We start from the raw sequence: 22,728 nt of genomic DNA, 5'->3' as shown, positions 1-22,728 counted from the left end.
CAATACTTCTTGTCAGCATTCTATGTCATAGTGGGGAAATACCCAAGTCCGGCTGAGGGAGGTGAAAAGTTTTTCTTTTGTCGGTTTCTATAAATTTTTACAAGCCTTTGAATCGTTAAAGCTATATACTCTCATGTCACAACCTTACAAACAACAATATCTTCTATATTAATATCAATTAATCGTTCGTCAAATCACTTTAATTAACCTATGTTTCTTTCGTGATCTAAATTAACAGGAACTACATACTTGTATTGCATATGATGATTGTTCTTTAAGTATAATGTTTCTATTGACCAATTACGTTTAAGTACATCTGCTAAAAGATATAGAATGTTCTATAATGTAATCAATTATATTATACATGTTTGTCATCTCTTAATAACATCTTACGAACAAACGCACTCAAAACCAAGTGGGAATGATTAAAAGAATTCTACACATAAATAAAAAGTAGGCAGGATAATTTTATCCCAACCTACATTTTGTTTATTTAGCTTTGATTGATTTCTTTGCATTTCGGTATCTTAAAGTTTGGAATCCTGTTCCAAGAAGAGCTATGAACCCTAGTAACAATAAGATTATACTTTCTGTTGCAAAGTAAATAATAATACACATTAATACTACAAGGGCATATACACCAATGAGCCACTTTTCCATTTTCACTTTTTTCATAACCTAAGCCTCCAATACTATATCAATTTTCAACCGTACGGACGATATTTATGTGTAAATGTCTTAAGCAGTCCAGTATAGTTAGATTTTTTATAAATAGAATAATCATTTTTTATTTCCCTTGAGTAACTATTATAATATTGTTTAATTTTTATATAAACCTCTTTACTCGGGGCATAAGATTTCAATGTTAGTAGCATACCTGCTACTGTACTAAATACTCCAACGGGTCCTCCAAGCAAACCAGCTAATGACACTGCAATAGATGCACTTGTTTTCTTTAGTGACATTTTTGTTTTAAACGTCGTAACATATTTATAAGCAGAGGCTTTTAATAATTGTCTCGATTCTTCTTTTACCTCTTCACCTATAACTTCACCATTTAGGTAAATTAAGTTATCCTTTTTAATCATTGTGTCTATAGTGCCATCTGGATTTGTAATAGTAGATTGCATATGATTTTTTGAAAATTCAATTGAAGTTGTTTCATTTGTCTCTTTATCCAGTACTTGATATTCATCATTACTAATTTCTTCTACGACAAGCTCTTCTGTTTCAATTGTTTTTTCTGTTGCATTAATCCCTTCGCTAATCTCTGAGGTCTCATTCGCCAATGCTGAAATAGACGGAGAAACAGGCAAAATAATGAGCGTAGCAATAAAGATTGGTGCAGTGCATTTAATAAGTTTTTTCATTTCCATTTATGTACCATCTCCTTTATATGTCTTACACATGTAATGTATCATGAAAAGCCAATGTATAACCAAAAATGTAATGAAATGCCCGATTCTTGTCGTGAACGACCAAAAGTGAGGGTTATTGATACTTATTCTTACACATATTGTGTAACTTTGTGATTTTTTTTGCAAAAAAAGCCACACTTTAGCTTGTTATTCATTATTTATGCAGCCTGCTACCTAAGTGTCATAAAAAATACATATTTAACTGATGCATAAGTTGTTTTTTATGTAAAAATCCTTATTTATTTAATTTTTTATCATATTCCATAAAATCCAAGTGAATAAAACAGTATAATTATTCATTAAACCTAAAAATTATTGATTCTTAATAAATATGCTTGTAATAATAATCTCATACTCTAATTTTTATACTCATGTCACGCAAGAAAAGAAAGATTCCACTGCTTCTCTTTTTCCTAATTTTATGCTAAAATAAAATCTGTTGAAATTGATTTTATAGTCAAAAACATTCAAACATCCTCGAAACATTGGATATCAACATGGAGAAATACCCAAGTCCGGCTGAAGGGGACAGACTCGAAATCTGTTAGGCGGTGTATGCCGCGCCGGGGTTCGAATCCCCGTTTCTCCGTAGAAATAAAAAGGTTCACGCTTAAAAATAGCTTTGATTGCTATTTTTAGACGTGAACCTTTTTGCTGTTACTTCTTCACCGCAATACTCACATACATACCCTCATCCAACTGCCAATTCTTCACCACTTCAAACCCAAATCCCGCAAGCTCTTCCTTCAATTTCTCCGCAGAAATCTGAATTTCCATTGGTGGGCCTTTTAAATCAGTCCCTTTCGTGTCAAATTCCAAACTAGCAAAGTAGCCGCCAGTCTTCACAACTCTACTCACTTCGCGCAAAACATCTGCGAGCGAATCTGCTTCATGTAACACGAGCGATGCGAGCACAACATCCACGGAATTTGCCTCAAGTGGAATATCATCCATGCTGGCTTCTAACGTTTCTACATTAGCCAAACCTGCTTCCTTCGCTTTTGACTCAATTAATTCCAACATTTTCGCATCTAAATCTAATGCAAAAACTGTATTATCAACGAATTTTGCAGCTGGAATTGTTAAAAATCCTGTTCCCGCTCCTAAATCTAAAATACTTGCTGTTTTTCCGATTGGCATTGCCTGCAAAAAATCCTCTGGCGACAGCACTTCACTCCGCTCTGGTCGATCCAAATAATCTACTTTCCGCTTAAAACCAGCTTCCCCGTGATGATTATGATGATGTTTCATTTTAGCACTCCTTTAATGTTGATGTTTTTCAATTTCTACGACAATACTACCTACTGTTTGTTTGCTTAAATAATCTTCCATTTGTTGCTCCGCCTTATTCATCACTTCGCCAATCAAGCAGTGCGGCTGGCTTTCGCTGTGGTTTTTAGGGTCACAATGGAAAAAGGCGCCCTTCCCTTCAATCGCTTGAATGACATCAAGAAAACTAATACTACTTGCTGGTTCCGCTAACTTATACCCACCATTGACGCCTGTTACTGATTCAATAAAGCCAGCTTTCACTAGCATCGTCAACACTTTAGATAGATAAGTTGGCGACACATTTTGCTTGGTTGCAAGTTCTTTCACACCGACAGACTTTTCTGGTGACAAATTAGCTAAATAAACCATCGTATGTAGTGCATAATTGGTTGCTTTGGAAAATTTCATATTTTCACCTTCTTAATTAAAGACTTAACCACTCTATAATATCTCTTATAATCAGAAGTGTCAATTCATAACTAAAAAACCTTTTCCAAAAATGGAAAAAGGTCTTAAAATATCTCCTGTAAAATTGCGAATAATTGTTGCTCATTTTCAACACAATAATCTGGCTGAAATGCTGCCTCTGTTGGTATCAAATGTCCTCGTCTATTCAACCAAATTGATTTCCAACCAGCACTTTTTGAACCGATAACATCATTTTCGAAAGAATCGCCAATATAATAGGTTTCGGCACCCTTAATACCGATTTGTTCTTCTACTAGCTTAAATATTTTCTTGTCTGGTTTTTCAATACCGACTTTACCAGAAATGAACGTGTGCTCGGTTGGAATCCAATCATTGATTTGTAAATCATTTATTTTATGTTGTTGATGTTCTTTTGGTCCGTTTGTAATGATTCCCATCGTGATTTCGTTCTTTTTCGCCCATGTGAGAATTTCTTTAATCCCTGACGTAAGTTCGATTTTGCGTTGGTTTTGTTCGTAGGCGTGTTGAAAGGCTTCTGCTTCTTTTTTAGTAATTTGATAATCAAAATCATTTAGCGCCTGCGTAATACGATAAACGTGCATTTTTGCTTTCGGCATTTCGCCTTGGACAACGCGGTGATACACTTCATCACTATAAAATCGACTTTTAATATATAAATTTTCGATTTTCAGGTGGTCCGCTTTTCCAAAAACAGTTTTAAATGCGTTTTCAAATGGTTTTAATTGGTCATAAACTGTGTCATCAATATCAAAAATTAAATTAATCATCATTTCCTCCTGCAAAATTCACTCCTTTTACTCTACCATTAAATCAAAAAAGTAGGAAGAGCCTAAGCAAAGTGCTTAGACTCTCTACATCATTTAGCTAATTGTTTAATTCGGGTTGTGGCTCCTTTTAAATTGTAACATTCGGAGTAGTTGCGGATGGGACGTTTAATATGATCAATTACAAAGCGTTTTCCATCAATATTATTCGCAGCTAAATTAGCATATAATGTGTGGATTTCTTTCTTAACCATTGCATCATTGAATGTGTAATGACCTGCGATATCTAGGATTTCAAGTGATAAATCATCATCTTGCATGATTTCATTGATAGTAATATCTTTTTGTCCATCTAACATCCATTTGCGCCAGCGTTCACTTTTAATCGATTGAATGAGTAAAACTTCTCGTGCGTTAGAAGGAGTTTTGATTAAGCCATTCTCTACTAATTTTTGCTCTAACTCAACTAATTTCAAATACGCGCGAGTCTCTTCTGTTCCGTATTGCGGGGCTACATTGGTCGCTGTTATTTCTGATGGAATATGTTCTAAAAGCGTAACGTCATCCAGATAATCGCCATTATGCTCTTTCAAACCGACACCATATTTTTTTGCCATCTGAGCTAAGTCATAGGCGTTTTTGAAATTAAAGTGACCTACTTGCTCGGTTTTACGAGTTAATGTTCCCGTTTGCCCAACGATGAAAGTCGGTAATGGTAAATTTCGTTTTTCCAATTCCACTTTTAATTGCGTAATGAACTTTTCATACGTTTCTGTTGAAGTTAGCCCGCCGTTTGTTTCTTCCGTTCCAACTTCATAACCGATTTCTGGTAGCCCACGTTTTTTTCGTTCTTCCTCACAAAATGCAATTAAATCAACCGTTCTTTCCAGTACAGTTTCCAGTGGAATAACTTTTCCCACTTCAAAAGGGTCTTTGGTCGGGTCAATCATTAATAAGTCAAAGCCAGCTTCAATATCCGCTATATAAGATTTTTTTCCTAACGCCATCGCCTTTTCTGTTGGTAAGTGATCATTTCTCTCTTGATCCCGTTGCCAAGGGCCTCCGTGATCACGGCATACATAATATAGCCCATCAAAGTCCACTTCTTTAGCCACTTCTTTAATTGCTTCAATAAAGCTAAATTGGTTCCAGCCATTAACATATCCACCACCAAGTTCATCCGCATCTACTTGATTACGACTTGCAATGAACATAAGCGGGTAATCATCTTCTTTCGCTAATTCAAAACTTGCTTGTAAAAGATTGCGAGACATTGGTCCAACGCCGATAAGTGTAGCGCTATCTCCTGTTGTTTGTAATTTCAAAAGTGCTTCTACTGCTTTTTTTATTGGTAATTTCAATTAATTTTTCCTCCTAAAATCTGATTTCATTCGAACATGGTTTGTAACTTTTTAATTAGCGCGTCCGATTTTTTTATAATTTCTGAAACGCTCATTTTGACCACTTTTTTCCCTTTGAATCGTTGGCTTTCTCTTATTTCGACATCATTTGTGATAATGACACAATCTGCTTCCTCGATTTCTTTTGCAGTTAATTTATTTTCGATACCAGAGGAGCCTTGTGTTTCTACTTTAATAGTGACGCCCATTTTTTTTGCGGAGAGTTCGAGTGATTCTGCTGACATATACGTATGTGCCACACCGCTTGGACATGAAGTTACTGCTACTATTTTCATTGTTATCATCCTTTCTAAATGTCTTCAAAATTAATATCTAAGTCATCTATGTCTTGCCCTTCCTCCAGTGCCTCGTCAAGCTCTGTAGCATCTTTCTTCAAAATTCGGAGCATAATTGCCGTCACAACTGCCCCAAGCGCAATGGAAGCAATATAACCAATCCGGTTATCAACTACAGGTAAAACGATCAAACCACCCCAAGGCGCGTGATTTAAACAACCAAATAAGAAAGCCGAAACGTTCCCTACAATCGAACCAACCATAATCGATGGAATGACCCGTAATGGATCTGCTGTTGCAAAAGGAATTGCTCCTTCTGTTATACCAACGCTTCCCATTAAAAGTGCTGCAATTCCCGAATCTTTTTCTACGCGAGTAAATTTCTTTGGAAATAGAAGTGTTGCTACGCCTAAACCAATTGGCGGTACACAAATCGCTACACCAACTCCGCCCATTAAATATGGGAGTGTATCTACTTGGGTTTGTGCAAACGTTGCTGCTACTTTATTTACAGGTCCACCCATATCAAAGGAAATCATCGCACCAAGAAGTGCACCTAGCGGAACTTTTGCTGCCCCTGATAAGCTATTTAGCGCATTTGTCATCCAATCCATAAAACCTGAGATTGGCTCTCCGATGAGGAAAACGATAATTCCACCCGTAATCAAAGTCCCAAGTAATGGATAAATGAAAATGGATCCTAACGTTCTCATCGAAGGTGCTAATTTAATTTTCTTTAATTGAATTACGACAAAACCAGCTAAGAAACCAGCGATAATACCACCGATAAATCCTGCACCAATTTCGTTTGCTAAGTATGCACCAATCATCCCAGGTGCCAGCCCAGGTTTATCTGCCATACTAAAGGCTATGTAGCCACCAAGAATCGGAATGAATAAAGCCAGGCCTGCTGCACCAATTTGGTTGAGTTTTGCTAACCAGCCCGCATCAGGAACGGCAGCTTGTCCGCTCAACATAACGGATAGCGCAAACAATATCCCCCCAGCTACGACAAATGGAATCATATACGAAGTTGCTGTCATCAAATGTTTTTGCAAAAATTTAAGCGTTCTCATTTAGTTATCCTCCTTCACACTTTTGTTTAATAGTGCCACTGTTGCCGTGTCGTCTAATTCACTCAATTTTGTTCGAAAATCTTCATGCATTAATAGTCTTGCTAGATTGGATAGTACTTTTAAATGTAAATTATTTTGGTTATCTCTAGGAACCGCGATTAAAAATACAATTTGGACAAATTCTTCCTCTTCAGTCCACTTCACAGGTTTACTTAATTTCCCAACAACGACGCAGGGTTCTTTTACGCCACTACTTTGGGCATGAGGCAAGCCGATTTCGTGTCCAATGTATGTGGATAATGTTCGTTCGCGTTCTAAAATAGCCTGTTCAAACAGGGATTTATCTGCCAAATAATCAGCTTTTCCTAAAATATTCACTAATTGTAGAATCGCCTCTTCTTTAGTATTTACATTGATGTTTGAAATAGACAAGAAGTCGATTTTCACACCCATATTATCTAACCTCCTCTTCATATTTTTTTATAATTCTATCTGCATCAATCGGATTTTTTGCTTGTTCTAATTTAGAAATAAAATCTGTTTGATAAGTCATTTTAGTTAAGGTAATAATTGCTGGAATTTGCTCTTTTTTATCTTTACTGGCGAGAATAAAAATGACTTTGGCTTGCTTCTCTCCAAATATAACCGGCTGTTCACTAATCAAAAGAGCCATACTATTCATCCGAACTAACTGGCTGTCATTCCCGTGAAACAAAGCAAATTCCTCATCTTTAACGGAATAAAAGCCTAGTTCTTCTTGAATTTGTTTGATATTCTCCGCATAAGCTGGAAGTACGAAATGATTATCAGATAGTAGCTTTGTAGCACGCTGAATGGCTTCTTGCCACGTTAAACTCTCTGATATAATCTGAATCGCATCTATTCCAATTAAATCACTTAACCCTAACTTTCGATTCGGAATACTAACATGCCCATAACCCAGTTCTTCCTTAATAACGCTAATAACTTGTTGCTTCACAGTGCCATCAAGGAAACTAAGCCGCTTATTAATCGCAAAGTAACTAGTCAAAATATTCTTCTTTTTTAAGCCTTGCTTTTCTAACTCCACTAAATCACACTCTTTTAAAACTGGGCTTACTTTGACAGTCGGTTTTGGTAGTGGGGTTGTCACTTTTGCTGTTGTAATGACTAAATCCACATCTTCCCAAGCAGTAAAATCTTTTAACATATATTCGGGGATGGTTGCGACAAAAGCGATTTGATACTCGCTATTTAGTGTATCTTTCATCATTGCAATTGCTCCGTAGCCAAGACCACAAACAAGTAATACATGCACCTTCTCCTCGCGCTGATTACGCTGAATACTCGCTAAAAAATGAATCGCCAACAAAGATATTTCACTCTCATTTTCGACGCTCTCAAGTAACGGGATAGTTTTAACCACCTTGCTTGTTGCTTGTAAAATATAGAGAAATTCAGTTGGAATAACATCAAAAGTATCTTCGTAAATTTGTACATTCCCTCTCACTCTTTCAATCAGTGGAGCTACATGATTTAGTAATCCTTTATACAAAATCGCATCTTCTAAAAAAGGCAAATTAAGTTCTTCACTCATAGATATGATTAGCGAATTTACTATCGTTTCTGTTGTAATTAAGTCCATTTCTTCATTCAAGCTTGCATACTTGTTCGTGAAAAAAACAAAGCCGACTAGAATATTTAACTGCTCCTGACTAAGCTCGTAATCTAATATCACTTCCATCCCTTGAATTAATTGGGAATTAAAAATTGGAAGTACCAGCTTTGCATCTTTAAGTGGATTAGTGACATCATTTTTTATATACCAGCAAAAGACTAAAATATTCGCTAAATACCAATAATACGATTCATCATTTAAAATCCAACCCATTTGTTTCAAAAGTTGCTTAGACCACTTGTTCACGCCATTTATATCAATGTTTTTAAGTGATACTTTCATCTCACCTAACATACATTTTCTATAAAAGTTTGTTTCTATATCTTCGTTTGGGATAAAATCAATGTAATCTCGCAAAATCCGAACGCGTTCATTCAAGAGAGCGTTTTCATTGCCGATTAATTTATAGCCTTGTTTATAAACCAATTGAAGATTCAACTTTTGCAACTGTACTTCCATTAACAATAAATCTTTTTTAATCGTAGTTCGCGAAACATTCATCCATTTACTTAAATGTTCCAAGTTCACCTTTTTAACATTGAAAAATAGCAAATACTGTAAAATATTGATTCTTTCCTGCGGAGCAAAAATATAAGTTTCTTTTTCCTCCAGTGCTAATTTGGCCAAATCAGCTGGTATAACTAACCTCCCTTTTCCCTCCTTCAAAATTGGTTTTAATTGATTAAGCGTAAGTGCGTCATTTATATTGTCGATATCATATCTAACTTTCCGCTCAGATATTTCGAGTTTTTTACTGATACCCCGAATACTCGACTCACTTTTGCCTTCTAAATACTTTATGATTAGTACCATTCTGCCACTTAACATCTCTATCACCTCTTTATACTAGTTGCGATAAAATGATTTAGAAGGCTTGCTCCTAATTCCATGTTAACGCCCTGTAAGCACTTCCACAATTTACATAATACGAAATAATTTTTTACAAAAACTACAAGTCTAGCTATCTCCTTTTCTAAAATTCAATCTAAAACGTTAACTAGTTCACTGTTTTATTATAACGGTTGCTCGATTTACCAACTAGACGGCTTTTATGCAATTTGGCTAAAGAAAAACCGATCCAAGGAATTCTTGAATCGGTTTTATATATTACTTACTATTTTTTTAAATGCTGCTGTTTCCCAAAAAAAAGAAAGAAGTGGTAGATTTATACAATTTCTTTCTAATTTATCAATTATGTTCCATTTCATTAATCGTTTCTTCCATAGATATACAGGTCGCGTAACGCTCAGGCCACATCCATTCATTATAGTACTTGTAACTATTCTCCCCTGACATAAAGTGGTTATCTTCCGTCGAATTGGCATGGGCGGGAACGATCATGTGAAAACCATGTTCAAAGCCACACTTCACCGTGGCATCGATGCAAAAATCAGTTTGCAACCCGGCTATTACAATTTTTTTCGTGCTTTTTTCTTTTAAATATTCAAGTAAGCCTGTTCCTTTAAAAGCGCTATTAACGCTTTTATCAAAAATTCTTTCGAGTGTGGTTGGTTGGAATTTTTCGTAAATTTCGAAGCCTTCTTTTCCTTCTGTAAGTTCTGTATTAGGTCCGTCGTCATGTCGTATATAAACTATTTCTATTTTATTTTTTCGAGCAGTGACGATTAATTGTTCTATATTGGGTACAAGTGAATCGAAATTGTATAGATTATTCGTCATAATTAATTTTTGTGTATCAACAACTAATAATATCATTCGTTCAGACCTCCGTAAGTGCTGTTTATATTATATCATAGCTTAGCCAGCTGTAGGTGCCACGTATGCCTTCCAGCCGCCAATCATTTCGTCTTTCTCCGACTTACTTAATAGTTGCATACCGATGACTTGATTGACGTTCACAGCTAAGCCTCGGCTGAAACGATTTACCCTGCTAGCTGAAACACAATTGATATACACATCATTTAAGCGAATAAGCTCTCCTTTTGTTTCCACAATTCCTACAATATACCCGATTGCTGTTACAAGTAAAACTGGCTCGCCGACTTCGATTGCTTGCAGTAATTCTTCTTTCATCATGAAACCCCCTTATTTCATTTTTATTTGTATACCCGATTTTGCTTTATTCAAAAGAACAGCCGATCCAAGCTTACTCGGATCGGCTGTTTTCTTTATTTGGTACTTTTTCTTCTAAGGTGTAGACCTAAGAATAATAGTACTAATCCACCAGCAAATAGCAACATACCATTCGTATCACCAGTTCCAGGTAATTTTTTCGTTTTACTTGGTTTATTGGTAGAATGTGTATCTTTTGGTGTATCTTTTGGTGTATTTTTTGGTGTATCTTTTGGTGTCGTTTTTGTTACTTTTGTATTCGTTAAGTCCATACCTTTTACTTTTACACTATAGCCAGATACTTGTTTTTCAGATACAGTATAGCTGTATTTTTCACCTGTTTTGTCTTTCTCTGGAAGGTTGGTAAAGTTGTATTTCCAATTCGATTTTGCTGTTACTTTGATTGGTGTTCCGTATGCTTTACCGTTTTGTAAAAGTTGAACTTCGATGGATGCGGGACGTGTTTTTTCATTGTCTCCCACCCAAGTTTTTGTGCCGCTCGCTGTAGTTACATTTTTCTCATCGGTTACTTTTGTATTGGTTAAGTTCATTCCATCTGTGGTTGTTTTGTAGCCTGGAACTGCTATTTCAGTAACAGAGTAACGATAATCGTTGTTGTTAGCATCGCCTTTAGGTAAATCTTTGAAGCTATATTTCCAGTCGTTCTCTTTCGTTACTTTGACTGGATCACCATAAGTTTGTCCATTTTGTAAAAGTTGTACTTCGATATAGTCTGGACGGTCTTTGGCTGTGTCGTTTTTCCATGTTTTTTCACCAGAGACAGTGGTTTTTGGTGCATCTATTTTCGTGTTGATGACGTTCATTCCGTCGACTTTGGTTTCATAGCCTGGAACTGCTTTTTCGACAATCGTGTAATTGTAAGCCGCTCCATCATTGGTTGTTTCTGGTAGGTTTTTAAATTCGTATTTCCAATCGTTATCTTTTGTAACTGTTACTGGGAAACCGTAATCTTGCCCATTTTGTTGCAGTTGAATTTCGATGGATGCGGGACGGTCATTTTCTGTATCGTTTTTCCATGTTTTTTGTCCGTCAAGATTAATCATTTTTACATCTGGTTTGATTAACGTGTTGTTAATATCAAGACCTGTGACAGCACTTGTATAGTTAGTAACTGTATTTTCTAAAACTGTATACGTGTATTTATTTCCATCTGCATTTGTTTCTGGAACATTTTTGAATTCGTATTTCCAGTCGTCTGCTTTTGTTACAGTAATTGGGCTACCGTATGCTACACCGTCTTGCAAAAGTTGTACTTCGATGGAATCTGGGCGATCTGCTTCTTTGTCACCAGTCCAAGTTTTCGCGCCATTCACATCAATCATTTTCACGTCTGCATGGTTGTCAATAGTCGCTGTTGTTGCTCCGTGATCATTATTGGTGATTTCAAGGCTTGTTTCTGTAGTGGCTGGAATGGATAAGTTGCCATTCGCATCGCTTTTCACTGTAACTGGATACTCTTTATTTTCATTTGATTCATAACCAGTTGGTGTCTTTGTTTCAACAAGAACTACTTTCCATTCTTGATTTTTAGAAGTTGTTTTATAACCTGTCGGGATGAAATTTGCTGCGCCGGATGAGTCTGTCATAACAATTTCATTACTATTTGTATCTTTGACCGGTTTCGTTAAATCTGCTTTTCCATTTTCATCTGCATAATAAGCTTTGAATTCATAGCCTGTCAATGCTGTTTTGCTTATATCATCTTGTTTTAGAAGATTTAAGTTTAATGGAACAACAGTTGCAACTTCTGACCCTGCTGCTTGGTTAACTAGTTTCGCGCCATATTTCACTTTTTGATAATTCACTTTGAAAAGAACGTTATATAGTTGCATTTGTGGAATGTCAACTGGGTTTGTGATATCTAATGTGTTTGCAGTTGCTTTTGCTTCTACCGCATACTTATCCGCAGCAAGTGGTACAGGATTTTCAAGTTCCCCGTCAATTTGGAAGCCCGTGTTTGGACTTGCCTCATAACCATTTACTTCTACATTAGAGATAGATTTAAAATTATCTGCAGCAATAATATCTCCAATGTTTATAGATGATTTATCAAATTCATAGGCACTTCTTACTCGAATTTTATAGCCAACTGACAAATTACCGTCTGCATCAGGAGTAGCTACATTATATTGGCTTCCACTTAAATATGCATTTGTTTTATTATCTAAAACATATTTTTTCGCATAGGCCGTACCGCCACCAGCATCCCAGTACATTTCGCTATTTTCATAAGAAGTAATAACTTTATCGTTGTAAGTGTATGTTGCTTTATTATGCATGATACTGCTGTAGTCAATTTCGTCTGGATCAATTACCACAATCATATACACTTTATAAGCTGCTTTTGTTTCACTATACATCGGGTCAGCTGCCGGTTGTCCAAAATTAAGGGTTAGTGTACGTGCATCTTTTGTTACGGAACCAGTTACACCCATTTTATCCGCGTTATTTCCGAAATACCTTACTCCAACGTCATTTAAAGTAGGGTTGGCAATACAAACTTGTTTCTCGGAATATAAGCCTTTTTGATAAACAATAACATCTTGTCCGTCTGCATTTGTGAATTTCGGTGTACCTTCAAATTTGTTCGTTGTAAAACCATAAATGTGTTTATTGCTAGAATTTAAACCAGCAATATCATATTCAAGCATTTTCAATCCTTTTGGAAGTGTATCTGTGAACGAAGAATTTAGTGTGTCTTCTACTCCAGATGGGTTAATGTTCATTTCATAGACCATATATGTTTTTGGTGAAGTAATTCTACCATCGTCGGCAAGAGGCGTATAGTCTTTCAAGGCAGAACCCATGATGTCGCTACCTATCATATTGCGCGCTGTTTTTTCTGCATCAGCTGCTGATAGACGTGTTTTTTCAAACACTTTTCCTTCTGATGGAATTACTTCTGGTGTTTTAATGAACGTAACATAATCAAAATCGAAATCATCTTCATCTTGTAAAGTCGCTGTTGATTTAGCATTTTCTTTTACAACATGGGGTTTTTCTTTTTGGAAGCCATCAATAGGTTTTACAGTAGAACCATCAACATTGCTAATCAGATCATTTCCTGGATTCATATCTGGCGTCGAATCTACATCGGTAATTGCTCCGTCTAAAGTAGAATCACCATTAAAGTTAGAAAATGAACCGATTTCTCCAGCCATGTAAAAGTCTACTGCGCTATAAGTCCCATCATCTGGCATGCCGATAGCTTTCATGTACATGGTCGCAGTTGCAGTTGCACCTGATGCCATGCCTCCAGAAAGTGTAATGGAGTAAACTTTGATATCACTCCACACACCGCCACCACTAGGTACGGTTGTTTCGTATTTCCATTTATCATTCGTAGTTTTGAAATCAGATGTATCATTATTTAGTTCATAACCTGCTGGTACATAGGCATAAACGACAACATCTTTTGTATAATTCCCTTGATTAATCGCTGTATATGTTACGCCAACTGTGCTTCCTTCTGATATAGAAACGGGCGTAGTTGTGCTACTAACAGCACCAATATATTTATTGTTTTTATCGTAAGTGGAACTAATTTTTGTCGTAATTGCCATGTCATAAACATCTTTCCCACTTGGCGTTACAGAACCAGATTTACCTTCGCCGCCTTTAGTTGGGCTTTTAGTAACATTAGTCAAATCTTTCGTTGGATCTGTTACTTTTGCTGCGATCGTTTTATAAATACCGCCACCATTTTTGGAGATTGTCTGAGCTGGGGAAAATGGTAATTCGTACCTAGTTGCGCCAGGGGCAAGGTTTGTTTGGTCTGCTGAAGCTACCCAGCCGCGTTGAAGCGAAGAGCCAGATGCAGTTGATAACGCCTGCCATTCTGGTGAGCCTTCCGTAATAATGGAAAAACCAGCTGGTAATTCATCTACCATTTTTTCTAAAACGGCATTTTCCGCTGAATTGTTCGTAGCATACACATAATAGAAAACTAGATCATCTTTTTCAGGTGTATAGTTTGTAGATGATGTAGCGACTTTAAGATATTTTCCAGTGTCTTTATCTAACCGCCAAGCAGAATCGATTGCTTTAGACGCGGTGAGTACACCATTATCTGTATCGGGAGTTGGTGGTGTCACGGGGACTTCAATATTACTAATATCTACGTCTTTATCATCTTCAATTACAATAGCTTTATAGTCATCTTTCGTTGTAATAGTCGTATTTATTGTTGCAAACATATCAAATTTAGCGTTAGTAAGCGGCTCATCTTCATATTTTGCCAAGGCTTCTGGGCTTTGGTTAAATTTGAGCGTGTAACCAATATACTCGACACCATTTATTGTTTTTGTTCCAATCGAGTTTTTCATGGAGTCGTCTGTAAAAACATTTTGTCTCGGTGTTAATCCATCAATTGCTGGATTAACAAATGTTACTTTGTCTCCTTGAAAGAAGTCTTTTTGTATCCAAAATGTATAAGTTTCATCCAATACTGATTCTGAATAGGATGGGATTGCCAAACTTATTGAAAACTTGAGTGAGTCTCCCGGTGCATAAGTTTGTTTTGTATTCCCGTTTGCGTCAGTTACTTTATTTGTAAAATTCCAGTCAACAGAGCCTTTTAGTAATTGCTTTCCATTAACTAGATTTTTAGTTGTCTCTCTATTGTCAGATGTTACGGTTGTTTTGTTTTCATCTGCTCCTTTTTGTTCATCTGATTGTGCTATTTGTTGGGTTGTTTTTGTTTGATTTTCTTCTGCTCCGGCGAAGATATTAGACCACGGAACCAATTGAAAAATAAGCGTAACCGCAACCATTACAACGAATACTTTTTGCCAGTTGTGTTTTAGCATGATAATTCTCCTTTTGCTACTAATTATTGAAATTACTCATAGTAGACTTTTTTTGTTCTACTTGAATAGTTTTCTTAAAAGTATCATACTCGCTAAAATGGCTTTCTGGAACAAGCCAATCAGACAAAACTGCCTATATAGTAAAGAGAATTGTGACGTTTCCGCCATATTTACAGTTCAATCACACGTAAAAAAATGTTAAAATTATACCTTTTTTAATGAACAAACCTGGTTTCCTTTGATATAATTGAAAATAGTTTTCTCGGGTACATATATAGTAGAGATAATGAAGGAGGAGAACTATGTGGAAAAAGCATAAGTGGCTAATTATTGCTGTATTATTATTGGTAATTTATGTCGCTCCATTATTTATTCTTGGCGGGAACAGTCATGTAAGGATTCATGATAACTTGGATTCTAATGTAACTTGGTACAAAATGGTTTTGGATAGCGGGGATTATACCGCTAAAGTCGGGACAGCAAATATAGATCAAATAATGGATGACAGCGTCCCCAGAGATTCATTTGATTCAGAGTTTGTTGGGATTGATTGGCTTTACATGATTTTCAGCACACCCATTGCCTTTGCGATGAGTCAGTTAATTACACGTGTTTTTGCATTTTTAGGATTATTTTTATGGGCAAGGGATTACCTTATTAAAGATAAAAAATATCTCGTGCCACTTTATTTTGTTTCCTTAGCTTTTGCGCTAACACCATTTTGGCCATCAGGGATGTTGAGTACGCTTGGAATGCCGCTTGCTCTATGGGCATTTTTAAATATTAGGAATAATAAACGGCGAATTTGGAATGTGGTTATACTGACGTTGCTTCCATTTTATTCTAGTTTAATATTAGGATTTTGTTTCTTTTTAGTAATGGTTGGATGTATTTGGTTGTACGATGTTTTCAAGAAAAAACAAGTGAATATTCGATTTTTACTTAGCATGCTTTATATGACGCTTCTGTATGCACTTGTAAATTATCGTTTTATTTATGCAATGTTTTTGCACCCCGAACCGGATTCAAGGAGCGAATTTAGTCTACCAGAGTTATCATTTTTAAGTTCTATCCGACTTAGCTTTAAAAATTTCATTATAGGACACACGCATGACCAGGCACTGGCTGGATTTGTTATTATACCTGTATTACTCCTTGTACTTGCACTCATTATTATCAAACGTGAATGGGGCAAAGAAAAACTGTTTTTATGGCTATTTGGCTTTAATTTATTCTTATCTTTTTGGTATGGATTTTGGTGGTATCGTGGTTGGAATGTAATCAAAGAACACGTGGAAATCATGCGGACATTTAACTTTTCGCGCTTCCATTTTTTACAACCGTTTTTATTTTATGGACTGTTTGCACTTGCGATTGTTTATTTAATAAAAAAAGGAAATTGGTGGCGAAAGTTAGCTTATGTGGTAGTTGCGCTGCAGCTTGTTGTTGTTTTCGCTAATAACTCTGAGATTTACTACCGCACTGGAAATGGCTCGCCAAGCATTAATCAATTTTACGCCACGGAGCAAATGGAAGAAATTAAAGATTATATTGGTAAACCGCAGTCAAGTTACCGTGTCGGAAGTATTGGTCTGCACCCGTCTGTTTCCCAAGAAAGTGGCTTTTATACTGTCGATGGCTATGTGAATTCCTATCCTCTTGCTTATAAAAGGGCTTTCCGAAAAATTATTGCTGGTGAGCTAGACAAGAGTCCTGTTTTAGAAGATTATTATGATAATTGGGGTAATCGTTGTTATATATTTTCTGCCGAATTAGGTAAAAACTACGATTTCGGCAAGGATTCGAAAAAACACATTAAACAGTTAGATTTTAATTCAGAGGCATTTAAAAAGGTTGGCGGCAAGTATATTCTATCAGCTGTTCCGATTGATAATGCTTCAGAAGTTGGGCTACAGTTCGAAAAAGCCTTCGATAATAAGGAATCTTACTGGAAAATCTATTTATACAAAGCAACTAAATAAAAGCGTGAGGCATGATTTTTTCTTAACGAACTAATCGCGCCTTTCGCTTTTTTTGTGGTATGATTAATAAAAGGAGTGATGATTATGAAGAAAACCATTCAGTCAGTTGGTGTTTGGGGCGATAGTATTATGAAAGGCGTTCTTTTCAACCCTGAAAAAAATCGCTATACATTGCTTAAAAACAACTGCATTAAACGAGCATCCGAAAAACTTGGCCTGACTTTTCAAAATCATTCCACAATGGGTCGTACAATCACTAAAGGCCATGAAATTCTAACAAAAGACTTAGCAAAAGATGCAACAAATGATATCGCCATTATCGAATTTGGCGGAAATGATTGTGATTTTAACTGGACGGAAGTTTCCGAAAATCCGACAGCTGAGCACATTCCTAGCACCCCACTTAACATTTTTGAAACGCAATTACTTGAAATGATTGCACGACTAAAAAAACTGGATATTAAACCCATTTTAATGACATTGCCTCCCCTTCACGCAAAACGTTATTTTGAATTCATTACGAGAAATGGACTAAATAAAGATAATATTTTGCAGTTTTTAGGTGGCGATGTAGAGATGATTTATCGCTGGCAGGAACGATATAGCAATACGATTTCGCGCATCGCAGCCGAAACTGGTAGCCATATTATTGATGTCCGTGATAGTTTTCTCGCTGAATTTCATTATGAAAATTTGCTCTGTGCTGACGGTATTCATCCAAACGAGGCTGGTCATATTGCCATGTCACGCAAATTCATTCAGTACGCAAGTTTTCATAAAGCATAAGGAGGAATTTTTATTTTACATTTACAAACTATGACTGCTTCTGATTTAGAAGATTTTTTATCTACAGCCATTACAGATTACGCAAATGAAAAAGTTGAGGCCGGCACATGGGATGAAGAAGAAGCCTTAGCTAAATCCCAAGACTCTTTCAACAAATTGCTATATGACGGAATTACTACACCAAATGAATATCTCTACAGCATTATCTCAGGCGAAAAAATCGGTTATATTTGGTTCCATGTGGACGAAACTCGCTCTGGTAAACATGCTTTCATTTATGATTTTGTGATTTTCGAAGCATTCCGTGGTAAAGGATTCGGAACAAAAACTTTAGAAGCATTAGATGCGCTTGCGAAAGAAATGCAAATTACAAAAATCGAACTACATGTATTTGCGCACAATCAAACAGCTATCGGCTTATATAATAAAGTTGGTTTTCAAAACACTGATATTACAATGGCTAAATATTTATAATAAAAAACAACTTGATTTCCCGGAAAATCAAGTTGTTTTTTTACTATTCTTTTTTAAAAGTTCTAGCTCTGCTAATTTTTCATGCCCTTTTTCTGTTCGGTAATATCTCGTCTTTTGATTTTCATTCATTCGAAAAATATAATGATACGTTTCTAGCCAATAAATGCCAAACAGCAATTCATTCTTAGTAAAAGCCGCGGCACCAGGGAATTGCATCATTTCGAAAACCAAATGATCCATCGTCGCATTTTGTTCTTCTGTTTTAGATAAAATTTGATAGATCACTGCTTTGGTTGGCTCATCCATTCTATCAATCCCCCTATTAAAACATCCCAATTTCCCCAATATGGTACACAAAATAAATTAAAATTAGTAATAATATGTTAAAACCTAGCAGAATCCATTTTACTAGTTTTTCTTTCACAAAAAAGACACTTATTGTTGAAATTATTCCTAAAAAGAGTGGAATTAATTTATACCAAACGCCTTTTTCTCCTCCTGGTACAATGTCAGAAATATGTAATCCCCATGTTAATATTATCCAAGTTACAGTTAGGATTGTTAGCAAAAATGCAGCAAAATCTGGCCAACTTCTTTTCATCTTAAACCCTCCTACTCTCTCTAAGCTTAACATAAAACAAGCCATGACAACAAAAAAACAAGCTACATTCATAGCTTGTCCGAGGTTAAATCTTAATTAAATTTAAAGCAAAAAGGGCGATAAGTAAAACATTGAATAGAATCGCAATCCATTTTTCATCCAGGAGTTTATTTAATCTTGTGCCAATTAGCGCACCGATGATTGCCCCTGGTATCATGTAAATACCAATCGAAAAGTCACTTCCACCAATGATTGCATAGGAACCGATACTTGCAAGGGACGTCAGTAATGTCACATAACTGGATGTCGCGGATGCCGTTTTTTGATTCAACATGAAAATTAACAGCAAAATTGGTATAACGATTGGCCCGCCACCAATACCAAATAAGCCAGCTAAAAAACCGATAATTACACCGAATACATATGGAATTATCCGATATTCACTTAAAAAATGTGGTTTTTCATTATGTCGTTTCTTTTTCCAAATCATTATCCCTAGTAAAACAACGATTAATGCTCCATACAAAAAGCGATAGACTGCTTCAGGCAACATTTGATTCACCATTGCGCCAAGAAAAGTCGTTGGAATACTAGTTACGGCAATTTTCAGTGCCAAGCCTACATTCCCTTGCTTTCTCTTGTAATAAATACTACAAGTGAAAATCGCCATCGTGAACACAGTAAGAGCCGAACTAAATGCTGCTGTTCCTTGAGAAACACCCATTAAGAGTAGAATTGGCAAAAGAATAACTCCGCCACCTATTCCTAAAAAACTCCCTACAACACTTGTACTTAGTGCAATTAGAAAGTACGTAATTATATCCATTATACTTTACCTCTCTTCTTTCAACTGTTTCAGCATAACATATTTCCAAAATTTAAAAGTACTAAAAAAAGACAATAAGTTATTGTCTTTTGCATTTTAAATACTCGGAATCGGTTCCACGATCAAATCATTTCCCGTATTATCTATATAGGTTACTTTCATTGCAGATAAATCAGCTTCCCACAGTCTGACACCTGCTAGCCCAGCTAGTTTAATAAATATTTCAAAATCTATTTTTCCCGCTTGTGCTTGTTTAATTGCATCTTTCAGTCTGTCGCGTGAAATTTCTTCGGAGATTGGCATAGAAACTCCATTTAACTTGGATTCTACTTGATTATCCATTTCATCCCAAAATACATAAATACCTTTTTCGACTAAAAATTGATATTTAGTTACGCCTAATTCTTTAAAACTTTGAACTACTTTAGGAAAATCTCCGGCGTTTTTTTCACTTGTTGCTGCTTGTAAAATTGTTTGTTCATTAATCATAACTAGTCTCCAATCATTTAGGTCTCCCTAAATTATACACGATTTCTAGTTAAAGCTAAATAAGTGGTTTTTCTTCTTTATATGTTTCGATTAATGCTTCCTCTAAATCATAGAGTGAATCATTCGTTTGGTCTAGCGTATAACCATGATCTAACGCAAAAATAATAATCGCATCCCGCCGATTTTTTGCATAAAGAGGTGGATATTCTGTATATTTTAATAATCTACTTGCTTCTAAACCAGTTAATTTAAATCCAAAAGAAAGAGCGATCGTCCGGTCGCGTGACGGTCTTCTAACGCCACTGAAAATTTGGTATCCATATGTTTCATGGAGTCTCGCCGCACGAATGACGCTTGCTTTTGTTAATTTTTTCTCTGCTAATAATTCTTTTAAATAGGTAACCATTTCGCTTGATTTAAATTCCGCCTCGTTTTCATCTAATACTTGGCGTAAATTGGTCGCTTTTTTTAATTCATGAAGTAACTTACTTGTCTCTTTTTCCCCATCCATAAGGCACACCCCCGACTGTTTTTTTCATTATAGCACGAAATATGTACCCGACTACTATGCTTCATGCTATAATTTTACTATAAAGTATAGAAGGGGTTTTAGATAAATGGGAGAAATGACACTCGCTTTTATAGAAGAACAATACAAAGAATTAGATAATCTAAATAATAAAGAAAACCCTGCTGTGCTAACGAGAAATACATCTACTGGAGAATTATTTGTCCGTAAAATAATTCCAAGCAGTTTTGCCCCTGTGATCGAACAGCTTAAAGATTTATCTAGTAAATATTTGCCAAAAATCGAAGTGATGATTCCAAATGGCAATCAATTAATTGTTTATGAAGAATACATAAATGGAAAAAATTTGGCTGATTTAATGAAAGCAAATGCTACGTTTGAGGCGGATGAAGTTACGCGGTTAATGCTGATGCTATCTGATGCACTTACAGAATTACACGCTAATGCGATTATTCACCGAGATATTAAGCCATCAAACATTATGATATCTAGCGACGGCGTATTAAAATTAATTGATTTTGATGCTTCCCGTGTATTTGAAGTCGGTAAAAATCAAGACACTGTCAACCTCGGCACAATCGGTTACGCTGCTCCCGAACAATACGGCTATTCACAAACAGACGTGAGGTCGGACATATACAGTATCGGTGTTCTTATGCTCGAACTTTTATTAGGAAAAAATACTTTACCAGATAAAGAACATGCCACTTCGCTTGAAAAAATTGCGATGCAAGCAGCTGCCTTTGATCCTGAACAGCGTTATCAATCCATTCAAGATTTCAGGACAGCCGTCAAAAACGACTCACTTGGCCCAAGCTACGTCTCTGAATTATCCGATTTTACTGAGTTAGATAATTTTTCTACTGAATCTGACTGGGAAAATGTATCCGCGGATTACGAAAAGGACTTTGTTCCATGGTATAAACATATTCCCGGTTTTAGAACAGGGACACCTTGGAAAATGATTGTCGGCGTATTAGGTTATATATTCTTGCTATTTGGTTTATTCACCCCGCCAACCGAGGGCGTCAAAATGTCGCCAATAGTAAACTTTTTTAACAATTTCTTTCTTATCGTTCCTGCTTTTGTCATTTTTACTAATCTTTGTGGTATTTGGTCCAAATTACCTTTACTTAAATCATCCTCTCCTGGTACAAGAAAAGCAGGTATTGTCATTTATATTATCGTTTGTGTAAGTATTTATGGTATTTATAATGAAATCTTTTCCTAGTCCTATGCCCACTGCATAGGACTTTTATTCTCTCCACATGGTCTAATAGAGACAGATAAAAAATGAAGGAGAGAAGAAAATGAAAAAATTGAAAAGCGTTTTACTATTAATGGGGATTGTTACTTTTGCCCTAGCATTAACTGCATGTGGTGGGACAGAGGATAAAGCAAGTACAGAAAAAACAGAAACAGCTAAAGCCGAGACGAAAAAGAAAGCAAATCAAAATGAACTTGGAGATTATAAAGTAGAAATTCTTAGTTCGGAAGTAGTTAAGGATTTTGAAGGTAACAATGCCATCGCAATTAAAACTAAATTCACAAATAACAGCAAAGAAAACATTTCTTTTATGGTAGCTATTGATCAACAAGCTTTTCAAAATGGCACTCAGTTAGAAACAACCGTATCAGCTGATGCTAGTATGGGCGGCTCTGAAAAAGACGTACAACCTGGTGGAACTTTAGAAGTAACTGAGCTTTATAAACTACAAGATACACAAAATAAAGTCGATGTAGAAGCAAAAGAATTAATTAGTTTCAGCAAAAACGCTGTTAAAAAATCATTTGAACTAAAATAAA

The 22,728-nt window shown here is 35.9% G+C and carries 23 protein-coding genes, 1 tRNA gene and 1 pseudogene; 6 read left to right on the top strand and 19 right to left on the bottom strand.

What is annotated here, in order from left to right; genetic code table 11:
* Positions 1 to 131 precede the first annotated feature (131 nt).
* The 3 genes and pseudogenes from GL301_RS14460 to GL301_RS03375 all read right to left on the bottom strand — a co-directional run bounded on the left by GL301_RS14460 (position 132) and on the right by GL301_RS03375 (position 1,376).
* Positions 132 to 366 (bottom strand): annotated as a pseudogene (locus GL301_RS14460) (hypothetical protein).
* Positions 367 to 489: 123 nt separating this feature from the next.
* A complete protein-coding gene (locus tag GL301_RS03380; protein ID WP_003724379.1) occupies positions 490 to 675 on the bottom strand; it encodes a hypothetical protein in 186 nt (61 codons plus the stop codon).
* A gap of 29 nt (positions 676 to 704) precedes the next feature.
* Positions 705 to 1,376: a hypothetical protein gene (locus GL301_RS03375; RefSeq protein ID WP_003724378.1), complete on the bottom strand. Its 672-nt coding sequence runs from the start codon at positions 1,374 to 1,376 to the stop codon at positions 705 to 707.
* Positions 1,377 to 1,917: 541 nt separating this feature from the next.
* Here GL301_RS03375 and GL301_RS03370 point away from each other — a divergent pair.
* Positions 1,918 to 2,007, top strand: a tRNA-Ser gene (locus tag GL301_RS03370).
* 68 nt (positions 2,008 to 2,075) lie between these two features.
* Here GL301_RS03370 and GL301_RS03365 read toward each other — a convergent pair.
* The 11 genes from GL301_RS03365 to GL301_RS03315 form a co-directional block, all read right to left on the bottom strand.
* Positions 2,076 to 2,669 (bottom strand): class I SAM-dependent methyltransferase, encoded by a 594-nt coding sequence (locus GL301_RS03365; protein ID WP_010958779.1) that lies wholly within the window; start codon positions 2,667 to 2,669, stop codon positions 2,076 to 2,078.
* Between the two features lie 12 nt (positions 2,670 to 2,681).
* Entirely contained in the window at positions 2,682 to 3,098 is a 417-nt protein-coding gene (locus tag GL301_RS03360) for an Rrf2 family transcriptional regulator (RefSeq protein WP_003724376.1), read from the bottom strand.
* A gap of 104 nt (positions 3,099 to 3,202) precedes the next feature.
* Entirely contained in the window at positions 3,203 to 3,907 is a 705-nt protein-coding gene (locus GL301_RS03355) for an HAD family hydrolase (RefSeq protein WP_003727238.1), read from the bottom strand.
* 89 nt (positions 3,908 to 3,996) lie between these two features.
* Positions 3,997 to 5,265, bottom strand: coding sequence for a class II D-tagatose-bisphosphate aldolase non-catalytic subunit (locus GL301_RS03350; RefSeq protein ID WP_003727239.1), 1,269 nt, complete (start codon positions 5,263 to 5,265; stop codon positions 3,997 to 3,999).
* 26 nt (positions 5,266 to 5,291) lie between these two features.
* The gene (locus GL301_RS03345; protein ID WP_003722830.1) at positions 5,292 to 5,600 is read right to left on the bottom strand and encodes a PTS fructose-like transporter subunit IIB; all 309 of its coding nucleotides are present in this window, start codon (positions 5,598 to 5,600) and stop codon (positions 5,292 to 5,294) included.
* Positions 5,601 to 5,614: 14 nt separating this feature from the next.
* On the bottom strand, positions 5,615 to 6,676 hold the full coding sequence (locus tag GL301_RS03340) for a PTS fructose transporter subunit EIIC (RefSeq protein ID WP_003722829.1): 1,062 nt from the start codon (positions 6,674 to 6,676) through the stop codon (positions 5,615 to 5,617).
* Complete coding sequence (locus GL301_RS03335; RefSeq protein WP_003741691.1) at positions 6,677 to 7,129, bottom strand: PTS sugar transporter subunit IIA; 453 nt, start codon at positions 7,127 to 7,129, stop codon at positions 6,677 to 6,679.
* A 1-nt stretch (position 7,130) separates the two neighbouring features.
* On the bottom strand, positions 7,131 to 9,161 hold the full coding sequence (locus GL301_RS03330; protein WP_003734454.1) for a BglG family transcription antiterminator: 2,031 nt from the start codon (positions 9,159 to 9,161) through the stop codon (positions 7,131 to 7,133).
* Positions 9,162 to 9,521: 360 nt separating this feature from the next.
* Positions 9,522 to 10,049 (bottom strand): cysteine hydrolase family protein, encoded by a 528-nt coding sequence (locus tag GL301_RS03325; protein ID WP_003727243.1) that lies wholly within the window; start codon positions 10,047 to 10,049, stop codon positions 9,522 to 9,524.
* Between the two features lie 42 nt (positions 10,050 to 10,091).
* The gene (locus GL301_RS03320) at positions 10,092 to 10,367 is read right to left on the bottom strand and encodes a hypothetical protein (RefSeq protein ID WP_003724373.1); all 276 of its coding nucleotides are present in this window, start codon (positions 10,365 to 10,367) and stop codon (positions 10,092 to 10,094) included.
* Positions 10,368 to 10,462: 95 nt separating this feature from the next.
* Positions 10,463 to 15,235 (bottom strand): Cna B-type domain-containing protein, encoded by a 4,773-nt coding sequence (locus GL301_RS03315; RefSeq protein WP_274758836.1) that lies wholly within the window; start codon positions 15,233 to 15,235, stop codon positions 10,463 to 10,465.
* Between the two features lie 302 nt (positions 15,236 to 15,537).
* Between GL301_RS03315 and GL301_RS03310 the strand changes: the two genes are divergently transcribed.
* From GL301_RS03310 to GL301_RS03300, 3 genes are all read left to right on the top strand, one after another.
* Positions 15,538 to 17,217 carry a DUF6044 family protein gene (locus GL301_RS03310; RefSeq protein WP_010958777.1) on the top strand — a complete coding sequence of 560 codons (1,680 nt, stop codon included), beginning with the start codon at positions 15,538 to 15,540 and terminating at the stop codon, positions 17,215 to 17,217.
* 84 nt (positions 17,218 to 17,301) lie between these two features.
* Positions 17,302 to 18,003, top strand: coding sequence for an SGNH/GDSL hydrolase family protein (locus tag GL301_RS03305; RefSeq protein ID WP_003727246.1), 702 nt, complete (start codon positions 17,302 to 17,304; stop codon positions 18,001 to 18,003).
* A gap of 30 nt (positions 18,004 to 18,033) precedes the next feature.
* Positions 18,034 to 18,477 carry a GNAT family N-acetyltransferase gene (locus GL301_RS03300; RefSeq protein ID WP_003724367.1) on the top strand — a complete coding sequence of 148 codons (444 nt, stop codon included), beginning with the start codon at positions 18,034 to 18,036 and terminating at the stop codon, positions 18,475 to 18,477.
* Between the two features lie 27 nt (positions 18,478 to 18,504).
* Here the strand turns inward: GL301_RS03300 and GL301_RS03295 are convergent, their stop codons facing one another.
* From GL301_RS03295 to GL301_RS03275, 5 genes are all read right to left on the bottom strand, one after another.
* Positions 18,505 to 18,783 carry a DUF3116 family protein gene (locus GL301_RS03295; protein WP_003724366.1) on the bottom strand — a complete coding sequence of 93 codons (279 nt, stop codon included), beginning with the start codon at positions 18,781 to 18,783 and terminating at the stop codon, positions 18,505 to 18,507.
* A gap of 16 nt (positions 18,784 to 18,799) precedes the next feature.
* Complete coding sequence (locus GL301_RS03290; RefSeq protein WP_003727247.1) at positions 18,800 to 19,078, bottom strand: hypothetical protein; 279 nt, start codon at positions 19,076 to 19,078, stop codon at positions 18,800 to 18,802.
* 85 nt (positions 19,079 to 19,163) lie between these two features.
* A complete protein-coding gene (locus tag GL301_RS03285; protein ID WP_003724364.1) occupies positions 19,164 to 19,904 on the bottom strand; it encodes a sulfite exporter TauE/SafE family protein in 741 nt (246 codons plus the stop codon).
* 96 nt (positions 19,905 to 20,000) lie between these two features.
* A complete protein-coding gene (locus GL301_RS03280; RefSeq protein WP_003724363.1) occupies positions 20,001 to 20,393 on the bottom strand; it encodes a DUF1398 domain-containing protein in 393 nt (130 codons plus the stop codon).
* A 55-nt stretch (positions 20,394 to 20,448) separates the two neighbouring features.
* Positions 20,449 to 20,904 (bottom strand): hypothetical protein, encoded by a 456-nt coding sequence (locus GL301_RS03275; protein WP_003724362.1) that lies wholly within the window; start codon positions 20,902 to 20,904, stop codon positions 20,449 to 20,451.
* Positions 20,905 to 21,010: 106 nt separating this feature from the next.
* On the opposite strand from GL301_RS03275, the gene GL301_RS03270 reads away from it, so the two are divergent.
* Positions 21,011 to 22,153, top strand: a complete 1,143-nt coding sequence (locus GL301_RS03270; RefSeq protein ID WP_003731006.1) for a serine/threonine-protein kinase — start codon at positions 21,011 to 21,013, stop codon at positions 22,151 to 22,153.
* 79 nt (positions 22,154 to 22,232) lie between these two features.
* A complete protein-coding gene (locus GL301_RS03265) occupies positions 22,233 to 22,727 on the top strand; it encodes a DUF5067 domain-containing protein (RefSeq protein WP_003734460.1) in 495 nt (164 codons plus the stop codon).
* Position 22,728: the final 1 nt, after the last annotated feature.

Source organism: Listeria sp. LM90SB2 (assembly GCF_028867355.1).
Classification (GTDB): Bacteria; Bacillota; Bacilli; order Lactobacillales; family Listeriaceae; genus Listeria; species Listeria monocytogenes_B.
The sequence above is the reverse complement of the archived record's forward strand: the minus strand, read 5'-3'. Positions and strand labels throughout refer to the sequence as shown.

Bases quoted from the DNA above. Each gene is read 5' to 3' on its own strand.
- GL301_RS03320 (WP_003724373.1), bottom strand. From the start codon at position 10,367: ATGAAAGAAGAATTACTGCAAGCAATCGAAGTCGGCGAGCCAGTTTTA.
- GL301_RS03360 (WP_003724376.1), bottom strand. From the start codon at position 3,098: ATGAAATTTTCCAAAGCAACCAATTATGCACTACATACGATGGTTTAT.
- GL301_RS03285 (WP_003724364.1), bottom strand. From the start codon at position 19,904: ATGGATATAATTACGTACTTTCTAATTGCACTAAGTACAAGTGTTGTA.
- GL301_RS03345 (WP_003722830.1), bottom strand. From the start codon at position 5,600: ATGAAAATAGTAGCAGTAACTTCATGTCCAAGCGGTGTGGCACATACG.
- GL301_RS03265 (WP_003734460.1), top strand. From the start codon at position 22,233: ATGAAAAAATTGAAAAGCGTTTTACTATTAATGGGGATTGTTACTTTT.
- GL301_RS03380 (WP_003724379.1), bottom strand. From the start codon at position 675: ATGAAAAAAGTGAAAATGGAAAAGTGGCTCATTGGTGTATATGCCCTT.
- GL301_RS03355 (WP_003727238.1), bottom strand. From the start codon at position 3,907: ATGATTAATTTAATTTTTGATATTGATGACACAGTTTATGACCAATTA.
- GL301_RS03335 (WP_003741691.1), bottom strand. From the start codon at position 7,129: ATGGGTGTGAAAATCGACTTCTTGTCTATTTCAAACATCAATGTAAAT.
- GL301_RS03280 (WP_003724363.1), bottom strand. From the start codon at position 20,393: ATGATTAATGAACAAACAATTTTACAAGCAGCAACAAGTGAAAAAAAC.
- GL301_RS03310 (WP_010958777.1), top strand. From the start codon at position 15,538: ATGTGGAAAAAGCATAAGTGGCTAATTATTGCTGTATTATTATTGGTA.
- GL301_RS03275 (WP_003724362.1), bottom strand. From the start codon at position 20,904: ATGGATGGGGAAAAAGAGACAAGTAAGTTACTTCATGAATTAAAAAAA.
- GL301_RS03325 (WP_003727243.1), bottom strand. From the start codon at position 10,049: ATGATATTATTAGTTGTTGATACACAAAAATTAATTATGACGAATAAT.
- GL301_RS03365 (WP_010958779.1), bottom strand. From the start codon at position 2,669: ATGAAACATCATCATAATCATCACGGGGAAGCTGGTTTTAAGCGGAAA.
- GL301_RS03330 (WP_003734454.1), bottom strand. From the start codon at position 9,161: ATGTTAAGTGGCAGAATGGTACTAATCATAAAGTATTTAGAAGGCAAA.
- GL301_RS03270 (WP_003731006.1), top strand. From the start codon at position 21,011: ATGGGAGAAATGACACTCGCTTTTATAGAAGAACAATACAAAGAATTA.
- GL301_RS03295 (WP_003724366.1), bottom strand. From the start codon at position 18,783: ATGGATGAGCCAACCAAAGCAGTGATCTATCAAATTTTATCTAAAACA.
- GL301_RS03290 (WP_003727247.1), bottom strand. From the start codon at position 19,078: ATGAAAAGAAGTTGGCCAGATTTTGCTGCATTTTTGCTAACAATCCTA.
- GL301_RS03340 (WP_003722829.1), bottom strand. From the start codon at position 6,676: ATGAGAACGCTTAAATTTTTGCAAAAACATTTGATGACAGCAACTTCG.
- GL301_RS03300 (WP_003724367.1), top strand. From the start codon at position 18,034: ATGACTGCTTCTGATTTAGAAGATTTTTTATCTACAGCCATTACAGAT.
- GL301_RS03315 (WP_274758836.1), bottom strand. From the start codon at position 15,235: ATGCTAAAACACAACTGGCAAAAAGTATTCGTTGTAATGGTTGCGGTT.
- GL301_RS03375 (WP_003724378.1), bottom strand. From the start codon at position 1,376: ATGGAAATGAAAAAACTTATTAAATGCACTGCACCAATCTTTATTGCT.
- GL301_RS03305 (WP_003727246.1), top strand. From the start codon at position 17,302: ATGAAGAAAACCATTCAGTCAGTTGGTGTTTGGGGCGATAGTATTATG.